The sequence below is a fragment of the Streptomyces sp. LS1784 genome (genome assembly GCF_020103755.1).
In the GTDB taxonomy this organism is placed as follows: Bacteria; Actinomycetota; Actinomycetes; order Streptomycetales; family Streptomycetaceae; genus Kitasatospora.
This window is the reverse complement of the sequence record NZ_JAHSQD010000008.1, coordinates 1-23304: the sequence shown is the minus strand read 5'-3', so window position 1 is coordinate 23304 and position 23304 is coordinate 1. Positions and strand designations below refer to the sequence as shown.

At 70.4% G+C, this 23304-nt stretch carries 26 protein-coding genes and 1 pseudogene; 13 read left to right on the top strand and 14 right to left on the bottom strand.

Annotated features, from left to right (window positions below; genetic code table 11):
* Positions 1 to 201: 201 nt before the first annotated feature.
* The 9 genes from KS423_RS02395 to KS423_RS02355 all read right to left on the bottom strand — a co-directional run bounded on the left by KS423_RS02395 (position 202) and on the right by KS423_RS02355 (position 7009).
* The gene (locus KS423_RS02395) at positions 202 to 591 is read right to left on the bottom strand and encodes a hypothetical protein (RefSeq protein WP_224274283.1); all 390 of its coding nucleotides are present in this window, start codon (positions 589 to 591) and stop codon (positions 202 to 204) included.
* Positions 592 to 682: 91 nt separating this feature from the next.
* Positions 683 to 2431, bottom strand: coding sequence for a relaxase/mobilization nuclease domain-containing protein (locus KS423_RS02390; protein ID WP_224274281.1), 1749 nt, complete (start codon positions 2429 to 2431; stop codon positions 683 to 685).
* On the bottom strand, positions 2428 to 2853 hold the full coding sequence (locus KS423_RS47880; protein ID WP_224274274.1) for a MobC family plasmid mobilization relaxosome protein: 426 nt from the start codon (positions 2851 to 2853) through the stop codon (positions 2428 to 2430). Before KS423_RS47880 ends, KS423_RS02390 begins: the two co-directional genes overlap by 4 nt.
* A gap of 275 nt (positions 2854 to 3128) precedes the next feature.
* Positions 3129 to 3353, bottom strand: a complete 225-nt coding sequence (locus KS423_RS02380) for a hypothetical protein (protein ID WP_224274272.1) — start codon at positions 3351 to 3353, stop codon at positions 3129 to 3131.
* 83 nt (positions 3354 to 3436) lie between these two features.
* Positions 3437 to 4435: a DUF2637 domain-containing protein gene (locus KS423_RS02375; RefSeq protein ID WP_224274270.1), complete on the bottom strand. Its 999-nt coding sequence runs from the start codon at positions 4433 to 4435 to the stop codon at positions 3437 to 3439.
* Positions 4432 to 4998 (bottom strand): WhiB family transcriptional regulator, encoded by a 567-nt coding sequence (locus KS423_RS47875; RefSeq protein WP_308020122.1) that lies wholly within the window; start codon positions 4996 to 4998, stop codon positions 4432 to 4434. The genes KS423_RS02375 and KS423_RS47875 overlap by 4 nt, the downstream gene beginning before the upstream one ends.
* Positions 4999 to 5107: 109 nt before the next feature.
* A complete protein-coding gene (locus KS423_RS02365; protein ID WP_224274263.1) occupies positions 5108 to 5815 on the bottom strand; it encodes an ATP-binding protein in 708 nt (235 codons plus the stop codon).
* Positions 5815 to 6852, bottom strand: coding sequence for a hypothetical protein (locus KS423_RS02360; RefSeq protein ID WP_224274261.1), 1038 nt, complete (start codon positions 6850 to 6852; stop codon positions 5815 to 5817). The genes KS423_RS02365 and KS423_RS02360 overlap by 1 nt, the downstream gene beginning before the upstream one ends.
* A 1-nt stretch (position 6853) precedes the next feature.
* Positions 6854 to 7009: a hypothetical protein gene (locus KS423_RS02355; RefSeq protein ID WP_224274259.1), complete on the bottom strand. Its 156-nt coding sequence runs from the start codon at positions 7007 to 7009 to the stop codon at positions 6854 to 6856.
* 578 nt (positions 7010 to 7587) lie between these two features.
* Here KS423_RS02355 and KS423_RS02350 point away from each other — a divergent pair.
* Positions 7588 to 8031 carry a helix-turn-helix domain-containing protein gene (locus tag KS423_RS02350; RefSeq protein ID WP_224274342.1) on the top strand — a complete coding sequence of 148 codons (444 nt, stop codon included), beginning with the start codon at positions 7588 to 7590 and terminating at the stop codon, positions 8029 to 8031.
* 4 nt (positions 8032 to 8035) lie between these two features.
* Here the strand turns inward: KS423_RS02350 and KS423_RS02345 are convergent, their stop codons facing one another.
* Entirely contained in the window at positions 8036 to 8860 is an 825-nt protein-coding gene (locus KS423_RS02345; RefSeq protein WP_224274257.1) for a helix-turn-helix domain-containing protein, read from the bottom strand.
* Between the two features lie 421 nt (positions 8861 to 9281).
* On the opposite strand from KS423_RS02345, the gene KS423_RS02340 reads away from it, so the two are divergent.
* The 6 genes from KS423_RS02340 to KS423_RS47870 all read left to right on the top strand — a co-directional run bounded on the left by KS423_RS02340 (position 9282) and on the right by KS423_RS47870 (position 16266).
* Complete coding sequence (locus KS423_RS02340; protein WP_224274255.1) at positions 9282 to 9992, top strand: SDR family oxidoreductase; 711 nt, start codon at positions 9282 to 9284, stop codon at positions 9990 to 9992.
* A gap of 107 nt (positions 9993 to 10099) precedes the next feature.
* On the top strand, positions 10100 to 10597 hold the full coding sequence (locus tag KS423_RS02335; RefSeq protein WP_224274254.1) for a regulator component: 498 nt from the start codon (positions 10100 to 10102) through the stop codon (positions 10595 to 10597).
* Between the two features lie 230 nt (positions 10598 to 10827).
* Entirely contained in the window at positions 10828 to 11916 is a 1089-nt protein-coding gene (locus KS423_RS02330) for an IS110 family transposase (protein WP_224274252.1), read from the top strand.
* 33 nt (positions 11917 to 11949) lie between these two features.
* Positions 11950 to 13194, top strand: coding sequence for an MAB_1171c family putative transporter (locus KS423_RS02325; protein WP_224274248.1), 1245 nt, complete (start codon positions 11950 to 11952; stop codon positions 13192 to 13194).
* Positions 13195 to 13196: 2 nt separating this feature from the next.
* A complete protein-coding gene (locus tag KS423_RS02320; RefSeq protein ID WP_224274340.1) occupies positions 13197 to 14378 on the top strand; it encodes a cytochrome P450 in 1182 nt (393 codons plus the stop codon).
* A gap of 172 nt (positions 14379 to 14550) precedes the next feature.
* A complete protein-coding gene (locus KS423_RS47870; protein ID WP_224274246.1) occupies positions 14551 to 16266 on the top strand; it encodes a prolyl oligopeptidase family serine peptidase in 1716 nt (571 codons plus the stop codon).
* Here the strand turns inward: KS423_RS47870 and KS423_RS47135 are convergent.
* A complete protein-coding gene (locus KS423_RS47135; RefSeq protein WP_263454383.1) occupies positions 16244 to 16366 on the bottom strand; it encodes a hypothetical protein in 123 nt (40 codons plus the stop codon). The genes KS423_RS47870 and KS423_RS47135 overlap by 23 nt on opposite strands.
* 60 nt (positions 16367 to 16426) lie before the next feature.
* Here KS423_RS47135 and KS423_RS02310 point away from each other — a divergent pair, with 60 nt between their 5' ends.
* Positions 16427 to 16972, top strand: a complete 546-nt coding sequence (locus tag KS423_RS02310; RefSeq protein WP_224274245.1) for an HD domain-containing protein — start codon at positions 16427 to 16429, stop codon at positions 16970 to 16972.
* Between the two features lies 1 nt (position 16973).
* Here the strand turns inward: KS423_RS02310 and KS423_RS02305 are convergent, their stop codons facing one another.
* Both KS423_RS02305 and KS423_RS02300 read right to left on the bottom strand, forming a co-directional pair.
* Positions 16974 to 17444 carry an NUDIX hydrolase gene (locus KS423_RS02305; protein ID WP_224274237.1) on the bottom strand — a complete coding sequence of 157 codons (471 nt, stop codon included), beginning with the start codon at positions 17442 to 17444 and terminating at the stop codon, positions 16974 to 16976.
* Positions 17441 to 18190, bottom strand: a complete 750-nt coding sequence (locus KS423_RS02300) for an XRE family transcriptional regulator (protein WP_224274236.1) — start codon at positions 18188 to 18190, stop codon at positions 17441 to 17443. The genes KS423_RS02305 and KS423_RS02300 overlap by 4 nt, the downstream gene beginning before the upstream one ends.
* Before the next feature lie 181 nt (positions 18191 to 18371).
* Here KS423_RS02300 and KS423_RS02295 point away from each other — a divergent pair, with 181 nt between their 5' ends.
* The 5 genes from KS423_RS02295 (at position 18372) to KS423_RS02275 (ending at position 22537) form a co-directional block, all read left to right on the top strand.
* Positions 18372 to 18761: a roadblock/LC7 domain-containing protein gene (locus tag KS423_RS02295; RefSeq protein ID WP_224274234.1), complete on the top strand. Its 390-nt coding sequence runs from the start codon at positions 18372 to 18374 to the stop codon at positions 18759 to 18761.
* The gene (locus tag KS423_RS02290; protein WP_224274232.1) at positions 18758 to 20215 is read left to right on the top strand and encodes a hypothetical protein; all 1458 of its coding nucleotides are present in this window, start codon (positions 18758 to 18760) and stop codon (positions 20213 to 20215) included. The genes KS423_RS02295 and KS423_RS02290 overlap by 4 nt, the downstream gene beginning before the upstream one ends.
* 36 nt (positions 20216 to 20251) lie before the next feature.
* Positions 20252 to 20758, top strand: coding sequence for a LuxR C-terminal-related transcriptional regulator (locus KS423_RS02285; protein WP_224274231.1), 507 nt, complete (start codon positions 20252 to 20254; stop codon positions 20756 to 20758).
* Positions 20758 to 22263 carry a helix-turn-helix transcriptional regulator gene (locus tag KS423_RS02280; RefSeq protein ID WP_224274229.1) on the top strand — a complete coding sequence of 502 codons (1506 nt, stop codon included), beginning with the start codon at positions 20758 to 20760 and terminating at the stop codon, positions 22261 to 22263. Before KS423_RS02285 ends, KS423_RS02280 begins: the two co-directional genes overlap by 1 nt.
* A gap of 121 nt (positions 22264 to 22384) precedes the next feature.
* Positions 22385 to 22537 carry a hypothetical protein gene (locus KS423_RS02275; RefSeq protein ID WP_224274228.1) on the top strand — a complete coding sequence of 51 codons (153 nt, stop codon included), beginning with the start codon at positions 22385 to 22387 and terminating at the stop codon, positions 22535 to 22537.
* A 137-nt stretch (positions 22538 to 22674) separates the two neighbouring features.
* Here the strand turns inward: KS423_RS02275 and KS423_RS02270 are convergent.
* Positions 22675 to 23304, bottom strand: a pseudogene (locus tag KS423_RS02270) (XRE family transcriptional regulator); the annotation flags it as partial.

The window sequence follows — 23304 nt, the reverse complement described above, 5'->3', positions numbered from 1 at the left end:
CCCCTGCCGCCACTCGGTCCCGCAGGCAGCACCAGCCCACGGGGGACGCAACTGACGTCACCTCCGCTGCAGACGACCATCGTAGGCTCATCAGCACGACGCCCGTGCCCGGGTAGCGGCATAACACCAAGCTGAGGCTCGGGCCTCGATGAAGCGCGGACCCGTGCAGGACCACGAGTTGGGACTGGCGAGACATCAAGATCATTCCAGGTAGAGCCCGGCGAAGAGGCCGTCGAACCCCAGGGCGGTGCATGCCTCGTCAAGGGTGCGGTAGTGCGTCCAGGATGGGTCGGCGATCATCGCGTCGAAGTCCCTGCGGGTGATCTCGGGCTCCAGCCACTCCTCCCCGCAGCGGCAACCGATCCAGACGTGGCGCCGGTGGTTGATCAGCAGCCAGTCCCGGCACGCCCGGCACTTCGGGCAGATGACAGGCATACCGCGGAGCGCCAGTTCGGTGGGGCACCTCACGAGGCGAACCGCGTCCGGGCCGCTCGGCGGTCGGCTGTCGTACTCCAGCTGCAGGAGGGGGTCGGCAGCCGGGGTGGTGGTCGGGCTCGGGGTGCTCGTGGTGCGCTCGTCGGTTCTGGTCACGGGCTCTCCGTTCGGTGCTCGGGTTCTTGCGTAACACCTGGTGGGGCCGGGTGTCGAGGGGGTTTGTGCCCGACGGGCTGGGCCGGTGGGGTTAGCGGCGCGGGGTCGGACGGTGCGGGTCGGTCGCGCACTGGGCCGGCATCGGCTGGGCGGAACGCTGTGCGGGGCGGCCCGGCTTCGTGCCGTTCCTGGTGGTTGCCGGAGCCTGGTGCGGGGGCTGGGGGCTCGCGGGGAGGTCGGCGATGCGGCGGATGCGCCAGACCAGGACGTCGTCGCGGCTACGGGCGGTGTCGAGTTCGCGCCAGGAGGAAGCTTCCTCCAGCAGGGCCTTCGGGTCGTGGCCGGCTTGCTCGGCTTCGGCGAGGACCGCGGCCAGGGCGTCGTGGCCGCGGACCGGCGCCGACGGCCGCCGGTCGCTGCCGAGGACGGTGTGGATGGTGGTGTCGTGGCGGCGGCGCTCGGCCGCGGGTAGAGCGCGACCCGCCTCGCGCATCGTGCGCATCGGGGTGGCTGCGGCCCGCTGGTAAGCGGCGCGCAGGTGGTCGGCGGCCTGGCGGGAGGCGGCTGCCTGCTGGGCGTGGCCGCGGGCGGAGTGCCAGCGGGCGGCGGCGAGGGTGACCAGGACGAGGGTGGACAGGACCATGGCGGTGGCGCCGCCGTCCTCGCCGCGGCCGAGGGCGCTGCCGGCGTGGACGATGCAGCGGGCGGCGGAGCGTAGGGCGCGGATGTCGGCGGTCTCGGCGCGGACGTGGCTCCGCGTGGTGCGCTCGAAGGCGCGGGCGGCTGCTCGGAGTTCGGCTCGGGTGGCGGCCAGGGAGGTCTGGGCGAGGGCGTCGAGGAGTTCGCCCGCTCCGACGAGCTGGGCGGCGGCTTCGTCGTCGTCCTGGTCGAGGACGGCCAGGGTGCGCTCGGCGATGCCGGCGGCATCCCGGCGTCGACGGGCGGGAGCGGAGCGGTCGGCGCGGGCCGGGCGGTCGTCCGGCTCCGGGGTTGCGGTGGCGGGTGCGGCATCGAGGCGGCGGCGGATTCGGGGCAGGGAGAGGTCAGGGGCGAGTTTGGACCCGGGGAACCAAATGGGCTCGCCGGCACGGTTGCGGTCGCCGGGCAGAGCCACGTTGTAGCCGAGGACGTCGCCGGAGGGGGCGTGGCGCAGCTTCACCCGAAGGCCGGCTTCGCGCAGGCGGGTGAAGAACTCCTGCTCGTTGTCGGCTCCGGCGACGGCTTGGCGGACGGCTTCGCGCAGGGTTTCGCGTGGGGGCTCGGTGCGGCCGGTGCGTTCGGCCTTGAAGTGCTCCTGGCTGGTGGGGTTCTTGGCGGCGGTGCCGTCGCCGGGGTTGAGCCGGCGCAGGCCGTACTCCTTCTCTATGAGGCGGGCTTCGGCCTGGGCCTTGCGCTTGTCGAAGGAGAGGTTGGCGAGGCGGCCGTCCTGGCGGACGAGGGTGGCGGCGATGTGGATGTGGTCGTCGGCGTGGCGGACGGCGACCCAGCGGCAGGCGGCGGTGTCGCCCTTGGGGGCGATGCCGGTGGCGTGGACGATGCGCCGGGCGATGGTGGCCCACTCGGCGTCGTCGAGGTGCCGGTCGCCGGGGGCGGTTCGGAGCGAGCAGTGCCAGATCCTGGTGGCCGGTGCCTGCTGGCCGAGGGCCTTGACCGGCTGGTCGAGCTGGTTGGCGAGTTTGGCGACCTGGTGGCGCTCCGGGTTGGGGCCCGGGTCGGGCGCGAAGCCGTTCCAGGAGGCGACGAGGTGCTGGTCGGTGTGCTCCTCGTGCTTGCCGGGGCCGAAGAGGTAGTCGATGAGGGGGAAGGCGCGGTCGGTGCCGGTGCGGATCTTGGGGATCACCGGCGGATGAGCCAGTCGACGGCGTCGTCGACCGCGTCGATGGAGGCTTCGACGCGGGCCAGGAGCTGGCGGAGCTCGGCGCCCGGCTGGCCGCCGGCGTTCACGTAGTGGGCGAGCTGGTTGAGGTTGTTGCCCACGGCGCCGAGCTGGCGGTTGGACTCCATGAGTTCCTGGATGCCGCGCCGGTAGTCAGCGACGGCAGCGCTGGGGTCGGTGCTGGCGGCGGCAGCCACCGCGGCGGCAGCGGTGTAGCCGCCGGGGGCGAGGTCGGCTCGGGCGGCGGCGTGCTGGAGGAGGGACCACTCGGGGTCGCTGAAGCGGGGACAGACGCGGTTGGCGCGCGGCACGCTCTGGCGAAGGCGTCGGCGCGGCGTGGCGCGGGCGGCGGTCGGCTGTTGCTCCTCCTCCCCCGTGGTCGGCACCCCTGGGCCGACTTCCCGGTCGGCGGCAGGCCCCCCTGGGTCTGCCGGCGCCCGGGGTGGCGGGGCGGCGGGCGGGGGGGCGGGGGGGGGCGCCCCCCGCGGGCCGCGTGCCGGGGCGCGGCCCGCCCGCCCGGGGCCGGCCCCCGACCGGGATGCCTGCGCTCCGTTCGGGGCGCAGGCGGGGTAAGGACTCCTTACCCCACAACTTGCTCCGCGAGGAGCCTGATCACGGTCACGCTCTGGTCCCGCCGTGGTGCCGTCCCGGCCGGGCGCGGTCACCGGCTGGCCTCGTTGTCGCGCTGGCGGATCTCGCGGAGGAGGTCCTCGACGAAGTCGAGCGTGAGGACTGGGTGGTGGAGGGTCCAGGGGCTGGAGTGCTGGCCGCATTGAACGCTTCGGGTGCCGTCAGAATCGGTTTCGACGCGGTAGATGTGGCCGCGCTGGAGCATGACGGCGAGCCAGGAGTCCGCCTCGGCCCAGGTGGCGGGGGTGGTGCGCATGGTGGGTGCCCTCGTTCGGTCGTGGTTGGGGTGGGTGACCGGCCGGGGTGACCGGATCGGTCACCCCGGCGGCAGGGTGTCGGTCAGGACCGTCCGGCGGTGACCGGCTGACCGTGCTGGTCGCGCAGCTGGGCCATCAGCTGGGTCAGGGTCGCGCTGGACAGTGGGATCTGCTGGCCTCGGATCGCCTGGGCGACCACTCGGCGGGTCAGCTTGTCCTCCGCCTCGACCGCCTCGCGGGCGATGGCCAGCAGTTCCTCGGTGTCCAGGTCAGTGCGGCGGTCAGCGCTCTCCCGGTCAGTGACCTGCGGACCGGTGACCGGCTGACCGGCTGTCTCGACGGGGCTGACCTTCGGGGCGGTGACCTGGCCGAGCACGGCCGGTCGGCTGGTGACCGGCTGGGCGGCTTCGGGGTGACCGCCCAGGTCAGGGGGCTCGGTCAGGCTGACCGCGTTGACCGGGGTCAGCTGCGGCGGGTTCTCCGAGGCGGTGACCGGACGGCTGACCAGCTGACCGGCACCGAGGTGGCCGATGCTGTCCTGACCGCCGGTCAGCTCACCCGGTCGCTCGGTCAGGTCAACCTCGACGGCCACCTGACCGAGGTCGGCTTCGGTCACTCGGTCACGACGGCTGTCCGGGTCAGCCGGGTTGACCTGTCCGCGGGCGATGAGGATGTAGAGGTGAACGGCTCCGGCCAGAGCGAGCGGAGCGATGGTGGACAGCACAGCGACCACCGTGTCGCCCAGCCGGAGACCGCTGGCGACGCTCTGCTGGTTCAGGCGGATCGCGTGCAGGGCGTTGGCCCACAGGCTGGCCCCGGTGGCCGCGCCGAAGAGCGTCCAAACGTAGATTCGGGCCCGCAGCGGGGCGTCGCGCAGCACCAGGAGGGCGCGCACGCCGTAGGAGATGAACCCGTCGATCACGAGCGGGAACAGGTAGGTGAGGAAGCCTCGGACGTGGATGGCAACGGCCATCTGCTGAAGGGCGTCGTACGAGAGCGCGCACCCGGCGGCGCCGAGGGCGATGACGACGGCCCGGTCCCAGCCGGTGACGTGGGCGGTGGTCGGCGTGGTGGTGCTCATGCGGCCGTCCCGAAGTCGTCGCGGCCGAGCTGGTCGGTAGCGCCGGTGCCGGCCGATGCAGCGCGGGAGGCTTCCTCGGCGATCTGCCGGTGGCGGATCGCCCGGCGGGTCTCGCGGTAGAGCTTGAGGGCGTGCTCATCGGTGATCTTGAGGAGCCAGGCGAGTCGTTCGACCGGGACGCCCTGACGGTACCCGGCGAGGGCGACCGCTCGGCGCTCGGCCTTCGTGAGGTGGACATCGCGTCCGGCGAGGGTGTCGTTGACGCGGCTGTAGTCGAGGCGGTCGTTGATCTTGGCGTGCAGGGGTTCGCGTTCCTCCTCGGTGAGCCCGCCCCTGACGCCGTGGGTGTCACCAGTTTCGAGGGCGGCGTCCAGGCAGGCGCGGGCGACGGGGCACTGGGCGCACAGCGCCTTGGCGGTGGCGATCTTGTCGGCTTCCTCCGGTCCTGGGAAGAAGGTCTCCGGGTCGACGGGGTTGTATTCGGTCGGGTTGCAGGCGGCCTGGTCCTGCCAGGTGTGGTCGCCGAGGCTGCGGTGGCGGGCAGGGGTCGCGGTGGTGGTCATGCGGGGTTGCTCCGATCGCTCTCCGCGCGCGGGGCTGTGTCGGCGGAGAGGGGCGCTGGTTCGATGAGGGGTGGGCGGCTCGCCATCGGGCGGCCGGGCGCGGCGGCGGTCAGGCGGCGCGCTGGAGGCGTCTGCGGTCGACCGGCTCGAAGGAGACCCGGGTGGTCATCTGTGCGAGCCGGGAGGTGACGCGGTCACCGAGGCAGGTGCGGAGGTCCTTGATCGGCAGGTTGCTGGTGATCAGGGTCGGGAGCATGTGGTTGTAGCGGCGGTTGATCAGCCGGTAGGTCTGCTCTTCGACGAACTCGGAGCTCTTGGCGGCGCCGAGGTCGTCGAGGATCAGCAGCGGCACCCGGCTGTAGGCGGCGAGGACCCGCTCGGCGTCGGTGTCGGAGCTGGGCCGAAGGTCCGCGTAGAGGTCGGCGGCGGTGGTCGCCCGCCAGCGCACGCCGATGCCGGCCTGCACCAGGGCGCGGACGGCGCCGTACGCCTCGTGGGTCTTGCCCGCGCCTACGACCCCGGCCATCAGCAGGCTGGGGCCGGTGGCGACCTGGCGGCGGGCGCCGAGGCTCGGGGCGACGGCCTGGACGGCGACCTGCCGGACCCAGGCGAGGACCTGCGGGTGCTCGGCGACCGCATCGCGGTAGCGCGGCGGCATCCCGGCGGACAGCGCGTCCTCCGGCGAGTACGGCTCCGCCTCGTCCGGGAGAGCGTCGACGGTGGCCTGCTGGATCCCCCGGGCGGCGAGGATCCGGGCCATCCGGTCGAGCACCGAGGGGCCATCGGCGAGGGTCTGCGGGTCGCGGTGGGTGCGCATCACAGCTCCTCGGCGTAGGCGGCGACGGCGTCGACCGGGTTGGTCCACGCCTGGTGAGCGGGCACGTTAGGCCGGATTCCCGGCCGCACCAAACCAGTGCCCTGTGCGTTCATGGCGTCGTTGACCAGGCTCGGCAGCCGGGACGGGTGGCCCTGGATCTCGGCGAACCGCCGCAGCCCGGACCGGACGTGCTCGGCCGCGATGCCCTCGTCCAGCAGGGTCTTGACGACCTTGCCGAGGTGGCCCAGCACGCTGCCCGGCGGGCGCTGGCTGCAGGCGGCGACGTACTCGCCGATCAGCTGGTTGGCCGAGACGGTGTCCGCGTCGGGCGCCTGGCGCCCCGTAGGGAAAGAAGATCCAGGATCCAAGATCCTAGATCCAGGCGCCGAGGGCTCCGGGAGGACTCGGCGAGCCTTCGGGGAGTCCTCGGCGAATATCGCCTGACCTGCGATTTTCCTCTGAGTCGGAGCCGCCGCCGAGTGAACAGTTGCGTCAGCGCCATCCCCGGAGGCGAGACGAGCGGGCAGTACCGACGACAGTTCGGGGAGCTGATCGAGCCCGGCGGGTGCGTTCGCCGAGGCCTCGGCGAATTCGCCGCGAGCACTCGGGGCTTGCTCATCGGCGGTTCCCGAGGCGTCGACGAGGGCGGCCCGCTGGATGCAGGGACCCTTGCAGACACCACACCGCTCCGGCTCGCAGTGCGGGCATGCGGGCAGCCGGGAGAGGCTCGGCTTGTCGATCTTCTGGTGGTTGTGCCAGGTCGGATAGTGGAAGTACTTGCGGCCGTCGCAGCCGGTGTACCGGCAGATCGCGCCGACGGCAGCGAGCTGCCGAAGGTGGTCCTCGACGTCCGCCCGGCTGATCTCGTCGCGCAGCGGCCAGATCAGGCCGTAGATGATCGCGGCTTGGTCGCGGTGCCTGCCGTGGTCGTCGGCATGGTTGGTCATGCCGAGGAAGGTGACCATCGCCGGTATGGACACCTCGGCCAGCGTCTCGGAAACCCAGGTCTCCGGCTTGACCGATCGGATGCGAGCCATGTCAGCGGCCCCGACCGGCGAGGGCGAGCTCTGCGGTGTCGAGGTCCAGGGTGTGGGGCAGGCTCCAGTCGGCGTCGGGCCACATCCGCAGCACCCAGCAGGCGGCGACCTTGGCGGTGACGCGGGTGATGTCGATCGGCTGACCGGCCGTGTCCACTGCGGAGGCATGGGGGTGGGGCCACCGGTGGTTCGGATCAGTCAGGCTGATCCGCAGAGTGGCGGCGCCGGGGATCATGTCGTTGAGCCGGGACGCGAGCCGACGGTGACGCTCTTGATCCGGGTGGGCAGTTCCCCTGTGCGTGGCAGGCATGCGATACTCCGTGGCTCGTAGGAGCGCATGCAGCGGTCTCGTGCAAAGAAGTCCCGCTGCGTGCGTGGTTGTGAATCGGCACCCTTCGGGATGCCGGCCCGGCGTCTGGGAGTTGGTAGCTCCCGGGCGCCGGTCTCATTTCCGCTCAGTTCGGGGTCTGTGCAAGCCCGGTGCGGCTGGGGCCAACCTGCTGGCCCCGCCCCGGGCTGCTTGCGGGAGCAGCACCATAGGGGGCACCTGCACGGCCAGTCCAGAGCGTTTGCCTGGCGCCCCACCAGGGGATTTCCACTGCTGAGCCCGTTTCGGCAGGATCAACGTACACTCCAGTTGCGCCACTGAGTCAACTGCTGTGTCGAGATTTGAGCCTCAGGGGGCGAGACCACACACTGCAGTGGCTACACTGGTCGTGACGACAGGAGGTGGGCATGATCAACGGAGCAGGGCGAACGTTCGCCGACCGGCTGGACAAGCTGTTCCGGGAGGTTCACCCAAAGGGTCGCGGCGCGTACACGTACGCCGAGGTGGCCAACGCCATCAAGGAGGCCGGCGAAGGCGCCATCACCGCCAGCGGCATCCAGCAACTGCGTACCGGTGCGCGAAGCAACCCCAAGATGGCCACCATCAAGGCCCTCGCCGACTTCTTCGGCGTGCCCGCCGGCTACTTCTTCGACGATGAGGTGGCCGAGCGCACCGCCGCTGAGATCCAGCTCGTCGCCGCGATGCGGGACCAGCAGATCGCAACGGTCGCCCTTCGGTCCGCCGGCCTTTCCACCGCGAGCCTCAAGATGGTGCACACCGTCATCGAGCAGGCCCGAGTGCTAGAAGGGCTCCCGTCCGACGATCTTCCAGGCGTCGACCTGAGCGAATAGCCGCTCAGTCCATGCGCATAAGGATCATGAGTCGCACGGTGGTCCGCCGAAGCGGCGCGAGGACCATCATCCGGACGGCGATCTCCTGCTCGCCGTGATACGGCAGCCGAAGCCGCCGAATGTCGCCGTCCGGATGATGGATCAGCTCTGTGTGCTCCCACATCTCCCGTGCCTCCGGGCTGCCTTGGAGAATTTCGCGCGCAACCTGCTGGAGATCCGCCTTTTCAGGGTTCTGGAGGCAGGCGTACCGCAACTGAGCAAGCATCGGGCCAGCCCAGTCCTCTGCCCACCGAACGAGCTGAACGCGCGCCTCCGGATACAGGAAAGCCCACTTCATGACATTGGGCTCGTAGGGGACCCAGGGAAACCACTCGATTTGGGGCCGGTTGTGCCCGAAGACGTTCCACGCCTCATCCGACAGATAGGCGGGATTGGGCAGTTGGTTGTCCAGCAGTTGCTGCATCCCCTCGTCGAGGATCTTGACTGCTTCGGCGTCGACGGCTGGGCGCTGGCGGGGCGGGTGCCCCACAGTCCTCAGATACAGCACCTCGCGCTCCGCCTCGGACAGCCTCAAGGCTAGGGCGAGCCGGTCGAGAAAGTCCGGACTAAAGTTCGCTTGGCGCCCCAGCTCCAGCTCGCGATACCAGCGATCAGTCACGCCGGTGAGCCCGGCAACGTCCATCTGAGACAGCCCCGAGCCCCGCCGGCCCTCACGGACCAGCCCCGGAATTCGTCGAGGATCCACGCGTGCACGCCACGAACGCAGAAGCCCACTCAGAGACTGCGCGGGATCATCATGCAGACCCGACCCGATTCCCGGATTATCCACAGCTGAGAGCTTATTCCTCCGCTCCCGTTTTCCAGGCTCCTCTGAAGTCGTGGCGCAACTCACAGATCAACTGACATTTTGTCAGAACATCTGATTTGCACTTCGCTCGCTACTCAGCGCATGCGAATGTTTAACATTCCACCGCCTGTCATCGCTGGAATGCAACGGGCGTAGACCGCCATGCTTAAGGGCCGACTACGCCCAGCAATCGGCGTACGGCGCATCTCGCGCGCCAAGGTCGGCGAGATGATCTGGCGGCGCCTCGTCACGATGCGTAAGCGGAAGCATGATTTCCCGGAAGCGCCACTTCCTCTTAGCGCCGGGCATGGTTAGAGCGCAGGTTCGAGTGTCCTCCGGCGCGGAGCCGTGACGGGCTGCCTGCCCCACCTGTCGTCGTCAGCGCGTGTACGGGAGAAGCACCATGTCGGGTCGTTCTGTTCTGGTCGTCGGCGGAAGCCGCGGGATCGGTCTTGAGGTAGCTCGCCAGATGGCCGACCACGGAGACCAGGTGGCGGTCACCTCCCGGTCCGGCAAGACTCCTGCGGGGCTGTTCGCCGTGAAGTGCGACGTGACGTCGCCCGCGGATGTCGAGCAGGCGTTCGCGGCAGTGGAAGCCGAGCACGGCCCGGTCGAGGCGGTCGTCGTCAACGCTGGCGTCACCCGCGACGCCCTCCTTCTCCGCATGTCAGAGGACGACTGGGCTGCGGCCATCGAGACCAACCTGACCGGGGCCTTCCGATGTGCCAAGCGAGCCCTGCGCTCGATGCTGCGCGCACGGCGAGGCGGCAGGCTGGTGTTCATCTCGTCGGCGGTTGCGCTTGCGGGCGAGGCCGGCCAAGCCAACTACGCCGCGTCCAAGGCCGCCCTGATCGGGTTCGCCCGCTCCGTGGCTCGGGAGTACGGCAGCAGGGGCATCACCTCGAACGTGGTGGCCCCTGGGCTCACGGCGACCGATATGACCGCCGTCCTGGGCCAGGAGCGGCTCGACGAGATCGTCGCCCGGGTTCCGCTGGGCCGAATCGCCCAGCCCAGCGAGATCGCGGCGGCGGTCCGCTTCGTGGCAAGCACCGAGGCCGGCTACATCACGGGGGCGGTCATCCCGGTCGACGGCGGCGCCGCCATGGGGCACTGACGCTCCGCCGTTTCCCTGACGCGGGATACAACTCCCGCACCCTGCTGATCGCCCGACCACGTCCTGTACGGCTTCCCCAACAGGCTCGTCTTCTTCCAGGGGTGACCATGGACAGCAGCCAGCTCCGAGCTGCATGCGAGCAGCGCCTCGCCCTCCTCGAACTGCCCCACCGCTTCGGCACCCAGCAACTCCGCGAAGCGGTAGCCGCCCTGCGGGGCAAGCCGATCGTCTTCCGCCAGCTCCCGGCAGACGCCGACAGCTCCACACCGTGCGGCATCCGTGTCGAGACGCCGTCGGCCGACCTGCTCTTCGTCGAGCAGGGCACATCCGCCGCGCACCAGATGCACATCCTGGCGCACGAGATCAGCCACATCCTCTGCAACCACCCGGGTTCCCTGGCTCTGGGCGACGGCGTCGCCGAGAGCATCGGGTTCAATCCCACGCTCGCGCTGCGGATGTCGGGCCGTACCACCTACACCACGGCAGACGAGCGCGAGGCCGAACTCCTGGCCACGCTCATCCGCCAGCGCGCCTACCGCGAGAGGCTCCACCCATCGCCTCGTCCGGCTCGAGCCGACGAGCGCTGGGACGCCATCTTCTCCTGACAGTGATGATGTGACTGGTGGTTCTGCTGATGAGGCTGACTCGCCTCCTGACTGACGTCTCGGACTGTCCTGTTTGGGATTTGTCGTCTCGTCAGCGGGGCCACCACGCACGCGGCCGGACGGGTGCTTGTGACTTCATAGGAGCTTGGTCCAGAAGCCCCGTCACTGTCTTGTCCACCCGCCCGACCGGCGCGTGCCGCCCTCGGCTCGGACAAGCGGCAAGGACGGACATGACCAGCATGACGCATGACAGTGCGGAGATCACCGGCGGAGTCGACACCCACGGCCTGACCCACCACGCGGCCGTGATCGACCCGCTCGGCCGGCACCTCGCCGACCAGGAGTTCCCGGCCACGATCGCCGGCTACCGGGCTCTCCTCGACTGGATGCGCTCGCACGGCGCACTGACAGCGGTCGGAGTGGAGGGAACCGGTGCCTACGGTGCCGAGCTCGCCCGGGTTCTGACCGCGGCCGGGGTGACGGTGATCGACGTCGACCGGCCCGACCGCAAGACCCGCCGGATGCGCGGCAAGTCCGACCCGATCGATGCCTACGCCGCCGCCACGGCCGTGGCTTCCGGACGGGCTACCGGCGTCCCGAAGAGCCGCGACGGCATGGTCGAAGCGGTGCGGGTACTGCGAGTCGCCCGCCGCAGCGCGGTCAAGGCCCGCACCCAGGCGATGAACCAGCTCCGAGGCATGCTGGTGTCCGCCCCGGCGACGCTGCGCGAGCAACTGGCCGGCCTGGACCGAAGCGTGCTGATACGCACCGCCGCCCGCCTGCGCCCCGGCGGCGACCTGTCCACACCACTGGCCGCGACCAAGGCCGCGCTGCGGCGCCTGGCCCGCCGCCACCAGGCACTGGACGAGGAGATCGCCGAGCTCGACGCCGGGATCGGCCCGCTGCTCAAGCAAGCCGCCCCCGAACTGCTCGCACTGTTCGGCGTCGGCCCCGAAACCGCCGGCCAGCTGCTGGCCTCCGCCGGAGACAACCCCGAACGCATGCGCTCCGAGGCCGCCTTCGCCCACCTGGCCGGGGTCGCACCGATCCCGGCGTCCTCCGGCCGCACCAACCGCCACCGACTCAACCGCGGCGGCGACCGGGCCGCGAACAACGCCCTGCACACCATCGTGCTGGTCCGCATGCGCTACAACGAGCGGACCCGCGCCTACGTCGAGCGCCGAACCAAGGAAGGCCTGTCCAAGAAAGACATCATGCGCTGCCTCAAGCGCTTCGTCGCCCGCGAGATCTACCGCGCCCTGACCAGCACACCGACAACCCGACACATCACTCAAACCGACCTTGCTCCTGCGGCTTGACGTCCATAGGAGCATCCCTTCCAAGGAACTCACGTGATCAGCGCCATCTTCGGCGGGATGCCCATCCTCCTGCTGGCAGCTTCCCTCTACTGGGCGCTCAGACGCCGAGCCGGCCAGCGACCGGCCGGCACAATGAGCATGTCCGCCTTCCTCGCCTGCTTCGCCGTTGCATTCAGCGCCTATGCTCCGGTGGTTCGCACGCTGGAGGACTCGATCGCGCTCGACTTCTCCCGGCTGGTGAGCAACTCCGCGACCCTTTCCGCGGCAGCGAGTGTGACCTCGGTCCTGCTCTTCCTCAATTACCCCGCTGCGGAGGCCCGCCGCCGGCTCCGGATCCGTCTCCGGCTCCTGGCCCTGGCCGTCGCGACGATGACAGCGGCTTTCGCGCTCACGCCGCCCTCCCTCGTGTGGAGCGCTTCTGAGCATCAAGGCTCCCTCGACGAAGCCCCCGTCACCCTGCACCTGTATTCGCTGGCCTACATCTGCTTCCTCGCCTACGCGATCTTCGACTGCCTCGCCCAGACCTGGACCCGGTCGCGCACCGCCACTCGCACCAGCCAGCGAGTCGGGCTTCGCACCACCGCCGTCGGCTGCGTCTTCGCTCTCGTCTACACGACGTACAAGACGATCAATGCCGTTGCAGCGACCCTCGGTTGGGAAGCGATCCCCGGGCATGACCGCTGCACGAGCCTGATCACTCCAGTGAACTGTGCCTTCGCTGTCACCGCTCCAGCAGTCAGCGTGCTGCTCATCACCTTGGGCTTGACCCTCCCGGCGCTCCTCTGGCCGCTGACGCGCTACCTCCAGCAGCGCTGGGAGCTTCGGTCGCTCGCCGACCTCGAGCCGCTCTGGCTCGACCTCACCGCCGCGATGCCCGGACTCGTCCTCCAACCGGACGCCGCCACGGCCGAAGCCGACTTCCTCCTGCAGCGCCGAGTCGTTGAGATCAGCGACGCCGTCCTCGCCCTCCGGCCCTACCGGTCGCTCGCGGTTCAGCAGGCGGCAACCCGAGAAGTGGAACGCCATGGACTCGCCGGCGCGGCCGAGGGCGGCGCCGTGGTCGAGGCTGCGGTACTGGCCGTCGCCCTGCGGACCATGGTCGGCGGCGGCTGCCCCGAATCCAAGCATGCTCCGCAGGCGCCCGGCACTGAGGCCCGCGCGGGAGACCTCCGCGCCGAGACGGCCTGGCTACGCTCGGTCGCGCGGGCCTACGCCGCGAGCAGCGTCGTCCGATCCGTACGACAGCTCCCCTTGGTTCCCGAGACCGCGAACGGATGACCATGAACAGTCCCTTCCAGGACCCCGACTTCCTCCGGGATCCGTACCCGACGTACGAGGCGCTCCGGCGCAACGGCGCTGTACAGAAGCTCCCAGGCACCGGACACAAGGCCGGCTACGTGGTGACCGGCTACAGCGAGGCGAAGCAGGCGCTCGCCGATCCTGGGCTGTCAAAGGACACAAAACGCTTCTTCGCGGGCAAGGAGACCGGCCGCAGCCTCCACTCCGCCGTCTCGCAGAACATGCTGGCCACGGATCCACCGGACCACACCAGACTGCGGCGCCTCATCACGAAGGCGTTCACTCCCGGTGCCGTCGACCGCCTACGCCCGTACATTGTCGACCTCGCCGACGAGCTGCTCGAATCGTGGATGCCCGGAGACCAGGTCGACATCATCGAGAGCCTCGCCATCCCGCTGCCCGTCACCGTGATCTGCCAACTCCTCGGCATCCCGCCTGCCGACCGGGACCGCGTTCGGGCGTGGTCGAGGGACCTGTTTGCCGCCGGCGCCCCCCAGCGGATCGACACCGCCTCCCACGCCCTCGCCGAATACATGTCCGAGCTGGTCTCGTCAAAGCGACGCACCCCGGACGATGCGCTGCTGTCCGCCCTGGTCGCTGTCCGGGACAGCGACGGCGACCAGCTGACCGAGCAGGAGCTGGTCTCGTTGGCGGTGCTGCTCCTGGTCGCCGGACACGAGACGACCACCGCCGCGATCGGCAACGCCGTCCTGGCCCTGCTCCGGCACCCTGGCCAGCTGGAGCTCCTGCGGTCGGACCCGAACCGAATCGAGAGCGCAGTCGACGAGCTTCTTCGCTACGACTCCGCAGTCACCATCGCCACCTGGCGCTGGGCTCCCGAACCAATCCGAGTCGGCGAGACGGACATTCCGGCAGACAGCCCAGTGTTCGTCAGCCCGGGCGCCGCCAACCGCGACCCCGCCCGGTTCGCAGACCCGGATCGGCTCGACCTGGGGCGGGAGGAGGCACGCGCACACCTGGCCTTCGGCCACGGCATCCACCGGTGCCTCGGCGCACCACTCGCGCACGCTGAGGTGGCGACCGCAGTACGTATGCTGCTCGCCCACTTCCCCAACCTTCGACTAGCTGAGCCCGCCGACCAGCTCCGCTGGCGGCACTCGCGGCTCGTCCGCGGGCTGGAATCGCTCCCCGTCCTTCTGTAAGCCAGCAGCTTCTGCGTAGCGGAGGGCGTCCGAACATCGTGTACAGGTCACTTTGCGGCGGTGGCACTTACGGGTGTGATTCGACAGGATCCCTTCCATGAGGTCTCAGGACACAGGGTTGTCACCCGCGTGGGTTGCGCGGAAGGTTGTCGCGTATGACGAACTCCAGGCTGTGGCAGGCTCGCTGTGGTGGCTGCAGTCCGACCCCGATCACGGCGGGGTCCGGCGCGTGATGTGTTCGGAGCGCTCCGGCATCGCCTTCGCGGTGACGCCATCCGACTTCTCGGTCGGGAGCGAGCTCCACGCCTACGGTGGCGGCAGCTTCGCAGTGGTGGAGGACGCGGTGTGGTTCGTCGGTGACGACGGTTCCCTCTTCCGCCAGCCGCTCGGCTGCACGCCGGACAGGATCGTGCCCGTCTGTGGCTCCGAACAATACGGGGACCTCGCTCCAGGCCCGGACGGCAGGGTGTTCGCGGTTCGTGGCGACAGCGCTGCGGACGAGATCGTCGCGGTGTCTCCTGCCGGAAGCGTTCAGGCCCTGGTTCGCTCCTCCGAGTTCCTCTCCTGCCCTCGGCTCGCAGAAGGCACCCTGGCGTATCTGGAGTGGAAGCGGGACCAGATGCCTTGGGACAGTTGCCGTCTCCTGCTGGCCGACATCCGGTCCGGCCTTCCCGGACCCGGTCGCGTTGTGGCGGGCGGTCGCTCGGAGTCCGTGGGCCAGCCGTCCTGGGGGCCGGACGGGTTGCTGTACTTCATGTCCGACCGAACGGGTTGGTGGAACCTCTACCGGCTTCGCGACGACACGGTGACGACGATCCTGCCCACCGACGCGGACTGCGCGCCGGCGCCCTGGGAAGCGGGCTACCAGTCGTACGGATTCGCCGCCGACGGCGCCCTCGTACTGACCGTGCTGGATGGGTTCTCCACCAAACTCATGGCCGTCGATCCCGCAGGCATCCGGCGTCGGCTCGGTCCGAATCTCACCTCGGTGAAGCCGTACATCGCAGTCGACGACGGCCGACTTGCCGTAATCGGCTCCACGCCGTCGTCCGCCCCGGGCCTGTGGTCACTCGACCTCACGGCACAAGCCGACGCCCTGGCCGTTCCGGTGAGCCCGGAATCCGCGTCCGCCCCGCCCTGGACGCCCACCCCGCCGTCGATCGACACCGCACAGGTCACGGATGGTCATGTGCGCTTCCTGCTGCACCGGCCGGCGGGGGCAGCGGCGCCGGTGCCACTTCTGGTGCGGGCACACCCCGGTCCGACGGACGACGTGCCCCTGCGGCTGGACTGGACGACCCAGTTCTTCGTCAGCCACGGCTTCGCCGTCGCCGAAGTCCTCTATCGGGGCAGCACCGGCCGAGGCCGTGCGTTCCGGCAGGTGTTGCACGGCCACTGGGGCGAGTACGACGTCGAGGACTGCGCCGCGGTGGCCGAGCACCTGCGCTCGACCGACGTGGCGCTGCCCGGGGCGATGTTCATCACCGGCGCGAGCGCCGGCGGGTACACGGCGCTCCAGGCAGCAAGCCGTCCCGGGCCGTTCGCCGGCGCGACGGCCACCTCGGCGATCATCGACCCCGCACGGTGGGAACTGTCCGTCCCGGACTTCCAGCGCCCCCACGCAGCCGTGCTACGGGGGACTGCCTGCGCGGTGACGCCGGAACGGATCCGTTGCCCCGTGCTGGTGATCCACAGCACCGCCGACACGATCACATCCGCCAAGGAGGCCATGCAGTTGGCCCAAGACCTGGCCGCCCTCGGCGGTGACCACGACAGCCTGCTGCTGGACGACGGCGACCACTACCTGTCAGCGCCCGCCGCCCGGGAACAGGCCCTCCGCGCCGAACTCGACTTCTACCGCCGCCTCATGAGCCGCCCGAGAGCGTGACGGCCATGCCGTCGGCCTCGGGTAGCACGGCCCGGGCGAACTCGCGCAGCTCCCGGGACGGGGCATAGTCGACATGGGCCCAGAGGGACGAATCCCCCATCGTCGGACGGTCCGCACCACCGGTCACTGACCCGCGTCCTGTGTCGCCTAGCCTTGAGCAATGAAGCTGAGCCTTGCATACCGGACCGCCGAATCGCTTCTCGCGGGCATCCCCCTGCGCTGGGCGCACTCCTGCCGGGTCTTCGAGCAGGCCAGGGTCCTCGCCCCGGTACTCGGGGCCGACGAGGAGGTGGTGCGCGTCGCAGCCATTCTCCACGATGTCGGGTACGCGCCCTCCGCAGTCGACACCGGTCAGCACATGATCGACGGCGCACGGTACCTGCGTCGGATCGGCGTCGATGCCGAGGTCTGCTCGCTCGTCGCCTACCACTCCTCGTCGGAGTGGGAGGCAGCCGAACTGGGCCTGTCGGCCGCGCTCTCGGAGTTCCGCCGGCCGCCGTCGGAACTGCTGGACGCGATCACGTACTGCGATCTCACCAGCGGCCCCGACGGCACCGTGGTCGACCCAGTGTCCAGGCTCGACGAGGTTCTCCGCCGGTACGGCACCGGCCACGTCGTCCACCGCGCCGTCTCCGCGGCCCGCCCGGCGCTGCTCGCCATGGTCGACCGGGTCGCGAAGCGGCTGGCCGAGTCCGGCGGCGCCTGAGTCAACCGAGGTGCGGGGCTTCCTCGTTCCGGAAGCCGTGGTCGATTCGAAGCCTGGTCGTCGGAGCGATGTCCAACCCGTCCAGTCCCTCCCGCGGCACCCAACGCACCTCGAAGGACTCGCAGCTGGCAGCGAGCCGGCCGCCGACCGGCCTCGCGCGGAAACACAGGGAGAACTCCTGGCGCACCTCCCCGTCAGAGAACTCGATCACATGCCCGGGGTCGCTGTACGTGCCGACAAGGCCGGTGACCTCGACCTCGATGCCGGTCTCCTCCCGTACCTCGCGCACGACGGCCCCTGGAAGGTTCTCGCCGATCTCCAGGCCCCCGCCCGGCATTCCCCAGCGGCCGTTGTCGGAGCGCCGCTCCAGCAGGAGTTCGCCGCGCTCGTTCACCACGAACGCGGTAACGGCGGGCACGATCCGCTGGGCCCTCGGGGCGTTCGGATCGTCGAAGTAGTCGGTACGGCTCACGATTCCTGCCTCGGTAGCGGAACAGCACTGGCCCAGACCTTCTCGAAGCTCTGCCGGTAGGTCGAGACCAACTGGGCGCCAGCGACCCGGCGTAGGTGGAGCACCGGGGTGAGCGGCGCGCTCACGCCGTAGATCTGGGTGTTCACCAGCATCTCGTCGTCGAACCAGTACAAGGAGTTGTGCAGCGTGGACCGGTGCGCCCGGAACTCGATGCCGGGCGTTCCGTAGAGCGGTCGGTAGAGCTTGATGACCTCGCGCACCTTGTACGCGACGCCCTCGCCGAGCTCCTCCTCCTCGCCCCGCCGCGCGACCTCCGAGCTCTCCGGGTCACCGATCAGCAGACGGACCCGGACTCCTGCCCGGGCCCGTTCGGTGAGCGTCCGGTGCCAGCGCGGGTTCTCGGCGAGATGGACGCCGGCGTGGACGAGCACGCCGATGCCCGTCGTGGCGCGCTCGGCGAACTGCAGCCACAACTCCGGTGGTACAGAGGAACGGTGGGGATAGACGTGGACGATCTCGGCGTCGGCCTCGTCCAGGCGCTGGATCTCGGACTTCGCGTCCGGCCAGAGGTAGTCCTCATCGGTCTGCAGCCTGGCCGCCGCCGCCTGGCGGTGCCGCCTGTACGGTTCACGGCTCTTGAGGATCCAGCGCTCCACCGTCTTGGCATCGACACCGCAGTGCTCCGCCAGTTCCCGCTCGGTGACTCCGCGGACGACCAGCGCCGACCGAAGGCGTTCGTTCGCCATGGCACTCCCGGATGGGACGTCTTGGGACGTAATGAGACCTCAGGACGATACCGAGGACGTCCGAAGACGTCCAGCTCGGACCTGATCATGTCCCCCTCCTCCCAGGCATTCTGAGTCTCCGCCGCCCGACCGGATCGAGTCGGTCGGCTCGAATCCACCCGCTCATCTGCGGAGAATCGCCATGTACCCGTGCATCCTCAGCACCGTCGTCAACGACCTGGTCGGCACCGCCGGCGTCCTGGCCGCCATCCACGTCAGCCCCGAGGGGCTTGTGCTCGGCGCCTCCCCCGGCGTCGACCGCGACGAAGCGGACCACTGGGCCGCCGTCATGGCAGCCCTCAACGCCGTGAGCAACCGCGGCACCGAGATCATCAGCCGCCACAACGCCGAGTCCAGCCCCTGGGGCCACAGCCTGATCGAGGACCGCTCCGGCCGGACCCTGATCCGGGTCGGCGCCGCCGACGGCTCGATGCTCGCCGTGGTGTGCGCGAAGACGGACCACCTGGGCGAGATCGCCTTCCGCCTCGTCCAACTGGCCGACGACGAGTTCGCTCCGACGGAGGCGGCGTGAACGCGACCACCGCCGCGAACGGCGCCGGGGCGCCTCGACGGCCCCTGCCGCTGCCCGGCCTCCTCTCGGCCGTCCACATTATCGACCCCCACACCCGCGGCGTGGCCGGCCTGGCCTCCTACCTGGCCCGGAGACACGCTCGGGTGACGGTCTCGCCGTCGCACCCCGATTCCCACCCCGACCTGCTTCGCAGGCTCGAACGGAGCGGTGTCGGCCTTCGGGCGACCAACCCCGGGACGGCCTCGCTGATCTGGGGCGGAGACAACACCGTGGTCCACGAGGTCCTGGACCACGCCGTCGGCCGAGGCCTTCCCATACTGGGCTACGCACGAGCCGTCGAGCTGCTGGCCGCCACAGCGCCGACCACGGTCGCCGTCGCCGGCAGCCACTCCACCACCATGGCCGCCGCAGCGCTCATCTGCGCGCTCGTCAGCCGCGACCCCGGGTGGATCCTCGCCGAGGCGCCCAAGGGCGACTCCGCCGGCTACGACGGCGGCGGAGAACTCCTAATCGTGGACCTCTGCCCGGACAGCTCCAGCCACGACGCCTCGCCGCCCGGTTGGCGCTTCCGCTCCCTGGGCGAAGGGCTCAACCCGGCCGTGACGCTGGTCACCGCCGCGGACGCCGCACCGCCGTGCTGGTGGAACCAGCAGGAGGCGCTGGACCAGATGGAGGCCCTCGCTCGACGGAGCGACACGGTGGTGGTGTGGGCCGCCCAGCCCGGTTGCCAGGAACTCGCGGACCGGCTGCGCCGACGCCGCCCGGGCCCGAAGGTGGTGACCGTCGGTCGCGGCGCCGACATGGACGTGCAGACCCTCGGGAGGTTCTGGACCGGAGAGGACCACCGCGTCACTGTCCAGGCGGGCGGCGAGCAGCACACCTTCACCGTACCGGTCGCCGGGACGAACTCCGCCATGGCCGTGGCGACGGCCTGGGCCGCGGGCTGGGCGCTCGGTGTCCCCGGCCATGAACTCGTCGACGGGCTCGGCGCGTTCGCCGGCGTCGAGAGGTCGCTGACCCGGCTCGGCACGAGCGGTGGCATTGACGTCGTGGAATCCAGGGCCGTACACCCGAGGGAGATCGAGGCCGACCTCCAGGGCGCCCGGATGCTCACCGAGGGCGCGGTGGTGGCCGTGTACGAGCCCTCCGGGCACCTGCGGTCGAACGCCCTCGCTGGCCTGATTGCCGACGCCTTGACCGCCGCCGACCGGACGGTGCTGCTGCCCGTCCACTCGACGTTCCCCCGTCACCACAACCGCGCCGACGGCGGCGAGAGCATCCTCAACGCCAGTTCCACCGGCGCGGTGATCCGCTACGAGCCCGGCCTGGACCAACCGGGCCCCGAGTCCCTGGTCGCCTCCCTCGTACAGCGGGGTGACCTGGTCCTGACCATCGGCCACCAGGCCGCCCGGCGGATCGGGCCCTCGCTGCTGGCCGCCCTCGACCGGCCGTAGCCCATCCCTCGTCCCCACTTCTCCTGGAGATCCGCCATGCCCACCTCCCTTCCCGCCAAGCCCGACCTGTCCGAGGCCGACGTCCTCCTCCTGCAACAGCTGGCCTGCGGCGCTCTGTACGGGGCGATCAGCCGGGCCACCGGAATCGAGGAAGCCAAGGTCGGCAATGCCATCCTCACCCTGCTGACGAAGATCGGCACGAAGTCGCGCTTCCACGCCACCGCCTTGGGCGCGGGGTGGGGCTTGGTGGAGGACGTGCACGTGATGAACCCCACCGGCAACCCGCCGCTGGCGAAGCACGTCGAGGTCCTCGCCGGACTGGTGGGCGGCGAGGACGCGGCCATCACCGCGGAGCGCCTGGGCCTGACCGTGAACACGGTGAAGACCTACACCCAGACCGTCCTGAGGACGCTCGGGGTCCGGTCGAGGGAGCAGGCGACCGCAGCGGCTGTTCTCGGCGACCTGGTGCCGCTGCGGACCCTCGGCGTCGGTTGGCCGGCTGTGACGCTCAGCAAGCTTCGGCAGCAGGCAAAGGCGGGCTGATGCAGACGGAAGTGGCGCCCACGGCGCTGGCCCTGCCGCTCGTCGCGGTGTTGGACAGGGTCGGTCTCGGGATGACGAACGCGGCGATCGGCGCGGCGATGAATCTGAGTGTCGACACCGTCAAGAGCCACCTGCGCCAGGTGTACAACCGGTTGGGGACGGCGAACCGGGTCCAGGCCTTCGCTCGAGCGTGGCAGTCCGGTCTGCTCACCCGTTCGGCCCCAGTGGGCGCTCCGCCAGCCCTCACGGACGAGCAGATGTTGATCCTGCGGATCTGGGCGGCGGGCGGGAATCGCCCTGACGTCGCCCGCGCGCTGGAGGTCCGGGAGCGTGCAGCGGAGCTCTACGAGGACGCCGTGCTGAACGTCTTCGGCGCGCGCAAGCGCGTTGTCGCCGTCCGCCGAGCGCTGGAGCACCAGCTGATCGATCCGGCCGGCGACACCCTGGCAGAGCTCACCACACCCCTGGCGGCCGATTCGAGCCAGGGCCGCACCAGGCACCACTGGCCGAAGGGAGCGGCCGGTGTATCCGGCCCCGTAGCCACGACCCCAACAGAGCCCAACCAGCGCTCCGATCCGCTGGAACGCGCCGTCGCGGTGCTGCGGTCCGCGCGCGGTCTGGCCGTACACCTCGGCGCGCTGGCCGGCCTCCCGAAAGTGCCGTCGCTGGCGGAGGTTCTGGCCGGGTCCGCACCTCGCGGGCCGGTGCCGACCGTCGTGCGGCTGGTGCACCAAGCGCTGGCCCTCAGTGTCCCATGCGCTCTGGTGCTTCCTGCCGCGGCGGTCGATCCGGACCATGCCGTCGGAGTGGTCGGGCTGGAAGCGGCCTGGTCCTGCGCCGTCCGCCAGGGCGCGTACAACGGCACCGCCGCCTACGTGGTCGCCGCCCACCGGCTCGGCGCACCGGCCGATGACCTCCTGGTCGTGTGCACCACCGATCAGGCACCCGTGGCAGGGGAAGCCGGCTTCCGCCGGGTCCTGACGACCACGAACATCGTTCCGAGGACGGAGCCTCGATGTACTCCCGTGCCCGAGCTGAACGCGCTGCAGCGCCGGATCGCCGAGCTCGCCGCCGAGGGGCTGACCATCGCCGAAATCGGCGGCCGGGTCCATGCCGGGGAGTACTTGGTCCGACATCGCCTGGCCGACCTGCGCCGACGCGCCGGCGCCGTGGACGACGCACACTTGGCCGTCCGCCTGATCACGACGAAGCTGATCGGCACCCAGCGGCTGCGGGCCGAGCTGCCCGACCGCGTGCCCGAGCTGGATCAGTCGGGACGAGCCGTGATCACGCTGATCTGCACCGGGACGATGAGCGAGGCCGGGGCGAACGGCGTCGGGCTGAGCCTGCGCGAGGCCCGCACCATCGAGGCCAGGGTCGTTCGTGCGCTCTCGTGGCGCGGCAGCCGCACCCATGCTGCCGCCGTCGCCCTCCTCACCGGCATCGTCACCCTACCTCCGACGAACTCCGTCCCCTCCATGGAGCCGATGGTCCCGGTGCCGTGAAGCCGGCTTCGAGCAGGGGACAGTGACCGCCACGCCCTTGCGGCCCGCCTCCCGTACGCCCCGACAGCCCACCGTGCCGGGCGACGCACCGGCCCCCCACACACACTTCCAGGAAGAACAAATGATCTTTCGAGCCATCGCCGCAGCCGCGATCCTCACGTTCTGCGTGACGATCGTCTCCTCCGCACCCGCTCGGGCTGCCGAGCCGGGTATGCCGATCTGGACCGCCCCCGTCGCCGAGAGTCTCCCGATCTGGCCCACTTCCGGTCAGTGATCCAGGTGGGGTGCTGCTCTGCACGCTGAGCGGCACCCCACCGCCCGCCGCCTCGGGCTCGCACTCCAGGAGCCTGCCCACCAGTTCAAGGGATGTGCTCCACCATGTTGATCCTTGTCCCGCCGCCGGGCTGGATATCAGGCCGCTATCTCGGCTCGCAGCCGTTCCAGGGCACCGTCCGCCTGTTCCTTGACTTCGGGCAGACGACGGCCGGTCCGGACAACGCGCTGGAGCTGGTGCGGCAGGCGGTGGAGGGTCGCGCCATCGACCGCGGCGCTGAGCTGTTGCGCCGCGCCGGTCGGGTCTCCTTTCCGCAACAGCACCTCGCCGGCGGTGATCGCCGCGATGATCCGCCACTGGGGGGTCGCTCCGAGTCCGGCGGCCGGCGCTCGGTCGAGCTGCCGGACCGCTTCAGCGACCCGGCCGGTGCCCATGAGACCGCGAAGGCGAACCTCGTGGAGGGTGAACTCGGAGAACAGCGCAGTGGGTGCCACTTCGTACAGAAGCCGGCTGCCGTCATCGATCGCGGCGTCGAAGACCGCGGGATCCCCTGCGGCTCCGGCAGCCCGGGCGAGCAGGACGATGGCCTCGGCGCGTTCGGTGGCGGTGCGGGCGGTGTCGCGGGCCTGCCCCAGCCGGTCCAGTGCGCGCAGGTGCAGGCCGGACTTGCGCAGTTCGTTGCCATGGTGGCGAAGTGCGTGGGCGTGCAGCGCCGGATCGCCTACCCGCCGTGCGACGCTGAGTCCCTTGCCGGTCCAGCGGGCCGC

Coding starts and splice junctions, on each gene's coding strand:
- KS423_RS02380 (WP_224274272.1), bottom strand. CDS start 3,353: ATGCGCACCACCCCCGCCACCTGGGCCGAGGCGGACTCCTGGCTCGCC.
- KS423_RS02375 (WP_224274270.1), bottom strand. CDS start 4,435: ATGAGCACCACCACGCCGACCACCGCCCACGTCACCGGCTGGGACCGG.
- KS423_RS47875 (WP_308020122.1), bottom strand. CDS start 4,998: ATGACCACCACCGCGACCCCTGCCCGCCACCGCAGCCTCGGCGACCAC.
- KS423_RS02365 (WP_224274263.1), bottom strand. CDS start 5,815: ATGCGCACCCACCGCGACCCGCAGACCCTCGCCGATGGCCCCTCGGTG.
- KS423_RS02360 (WP_224274261.1), bottom strand. CDS start 6,852: ATGGCTCGCATCCGATCGGTCAAGCCGGAGACCTGGGTTTCCGAGACG.
- KS423_RS02350 (WP_224274342.1), top strand. CDS start 7,588: ATGATCAACGGAGCAGGGCGAACGTTCGCCGACCGGCTGGACAAGCTG.
- KS423_RS02340 (WP_224274255.1), top strand. CDS start 9,282: ATGTCGGGTCGTTCTGTTCTGGTCGTCGGCGGAAGCCGCGGGATCGGT.
- KS423_RS02335 (WP_224274254.1), top strand. CDS start 10,100: ATGGACAGCAGCCAGCTCCGAGCTGCATGCGAGCAGCGCCTCGCCCTC.
- KS423_RS02330 (WP_224274252.1), top strand. CDS start 10,828: ATGACCAGCATGACGCATGACAGTGCGGAGATCACCGGCGGAGTCGAC.
- KS423_RS02320 (WP_224274340.1), top strand. CDS start 13,197: ATGAACAGTCCCTTCCAGGACCCCGACTTCCTCCGGGATCCGTACCCG.
- KS423_RS47135 (WP_263454383.1), bottom strand. CDS start 16,366: ATGGGGGATTCGTCCCTCTGGGCCCATGTCGACTATGCCCCGTCCCGG.
- KS423_RS02310 (WP_224274245.1), top strand. CDS start 16,427: ATGAAGCTGAGCCTTGCATACCGGACCGCCGAATCGCTTCTCGCGGGC.
- KS423_RS02300 (WP_224274236.1), bottom strand. CDS start 18,190: ATGGCGAACGAACGCCTTCGGTCGGCGCTGGTCGTCCGCGGAGTCACC.
- KS423_RS02295 (WP_224274234.1), top strand. CDS start 18,372: ATGTACCCGTGCATCCTCAGCACCGTCGTCAACGACCTGGTCGGCACC.
- KS423_RS02285 (WP_224274231.1), top strand. CDS start 20,252: ATGCCCACCTCCCTTCCCGCCAAGCCCGACCTGTCCGAGGCCGACGTC.
- KS423_RS02280 (WP_224274229.1), top strand. CDS start 20,758: ATGCAGACGGAAGTGGCGCCCACGGCGCTGGCCCTGCCGCTCGTCGCG.
- KS423_RS02275 (WP_224274228.1), top strand. CDS start 22,385: ATGATCTTTCGAGCCATCGCCGCAGCCGCGATCCTCACGTTCTGCGTG.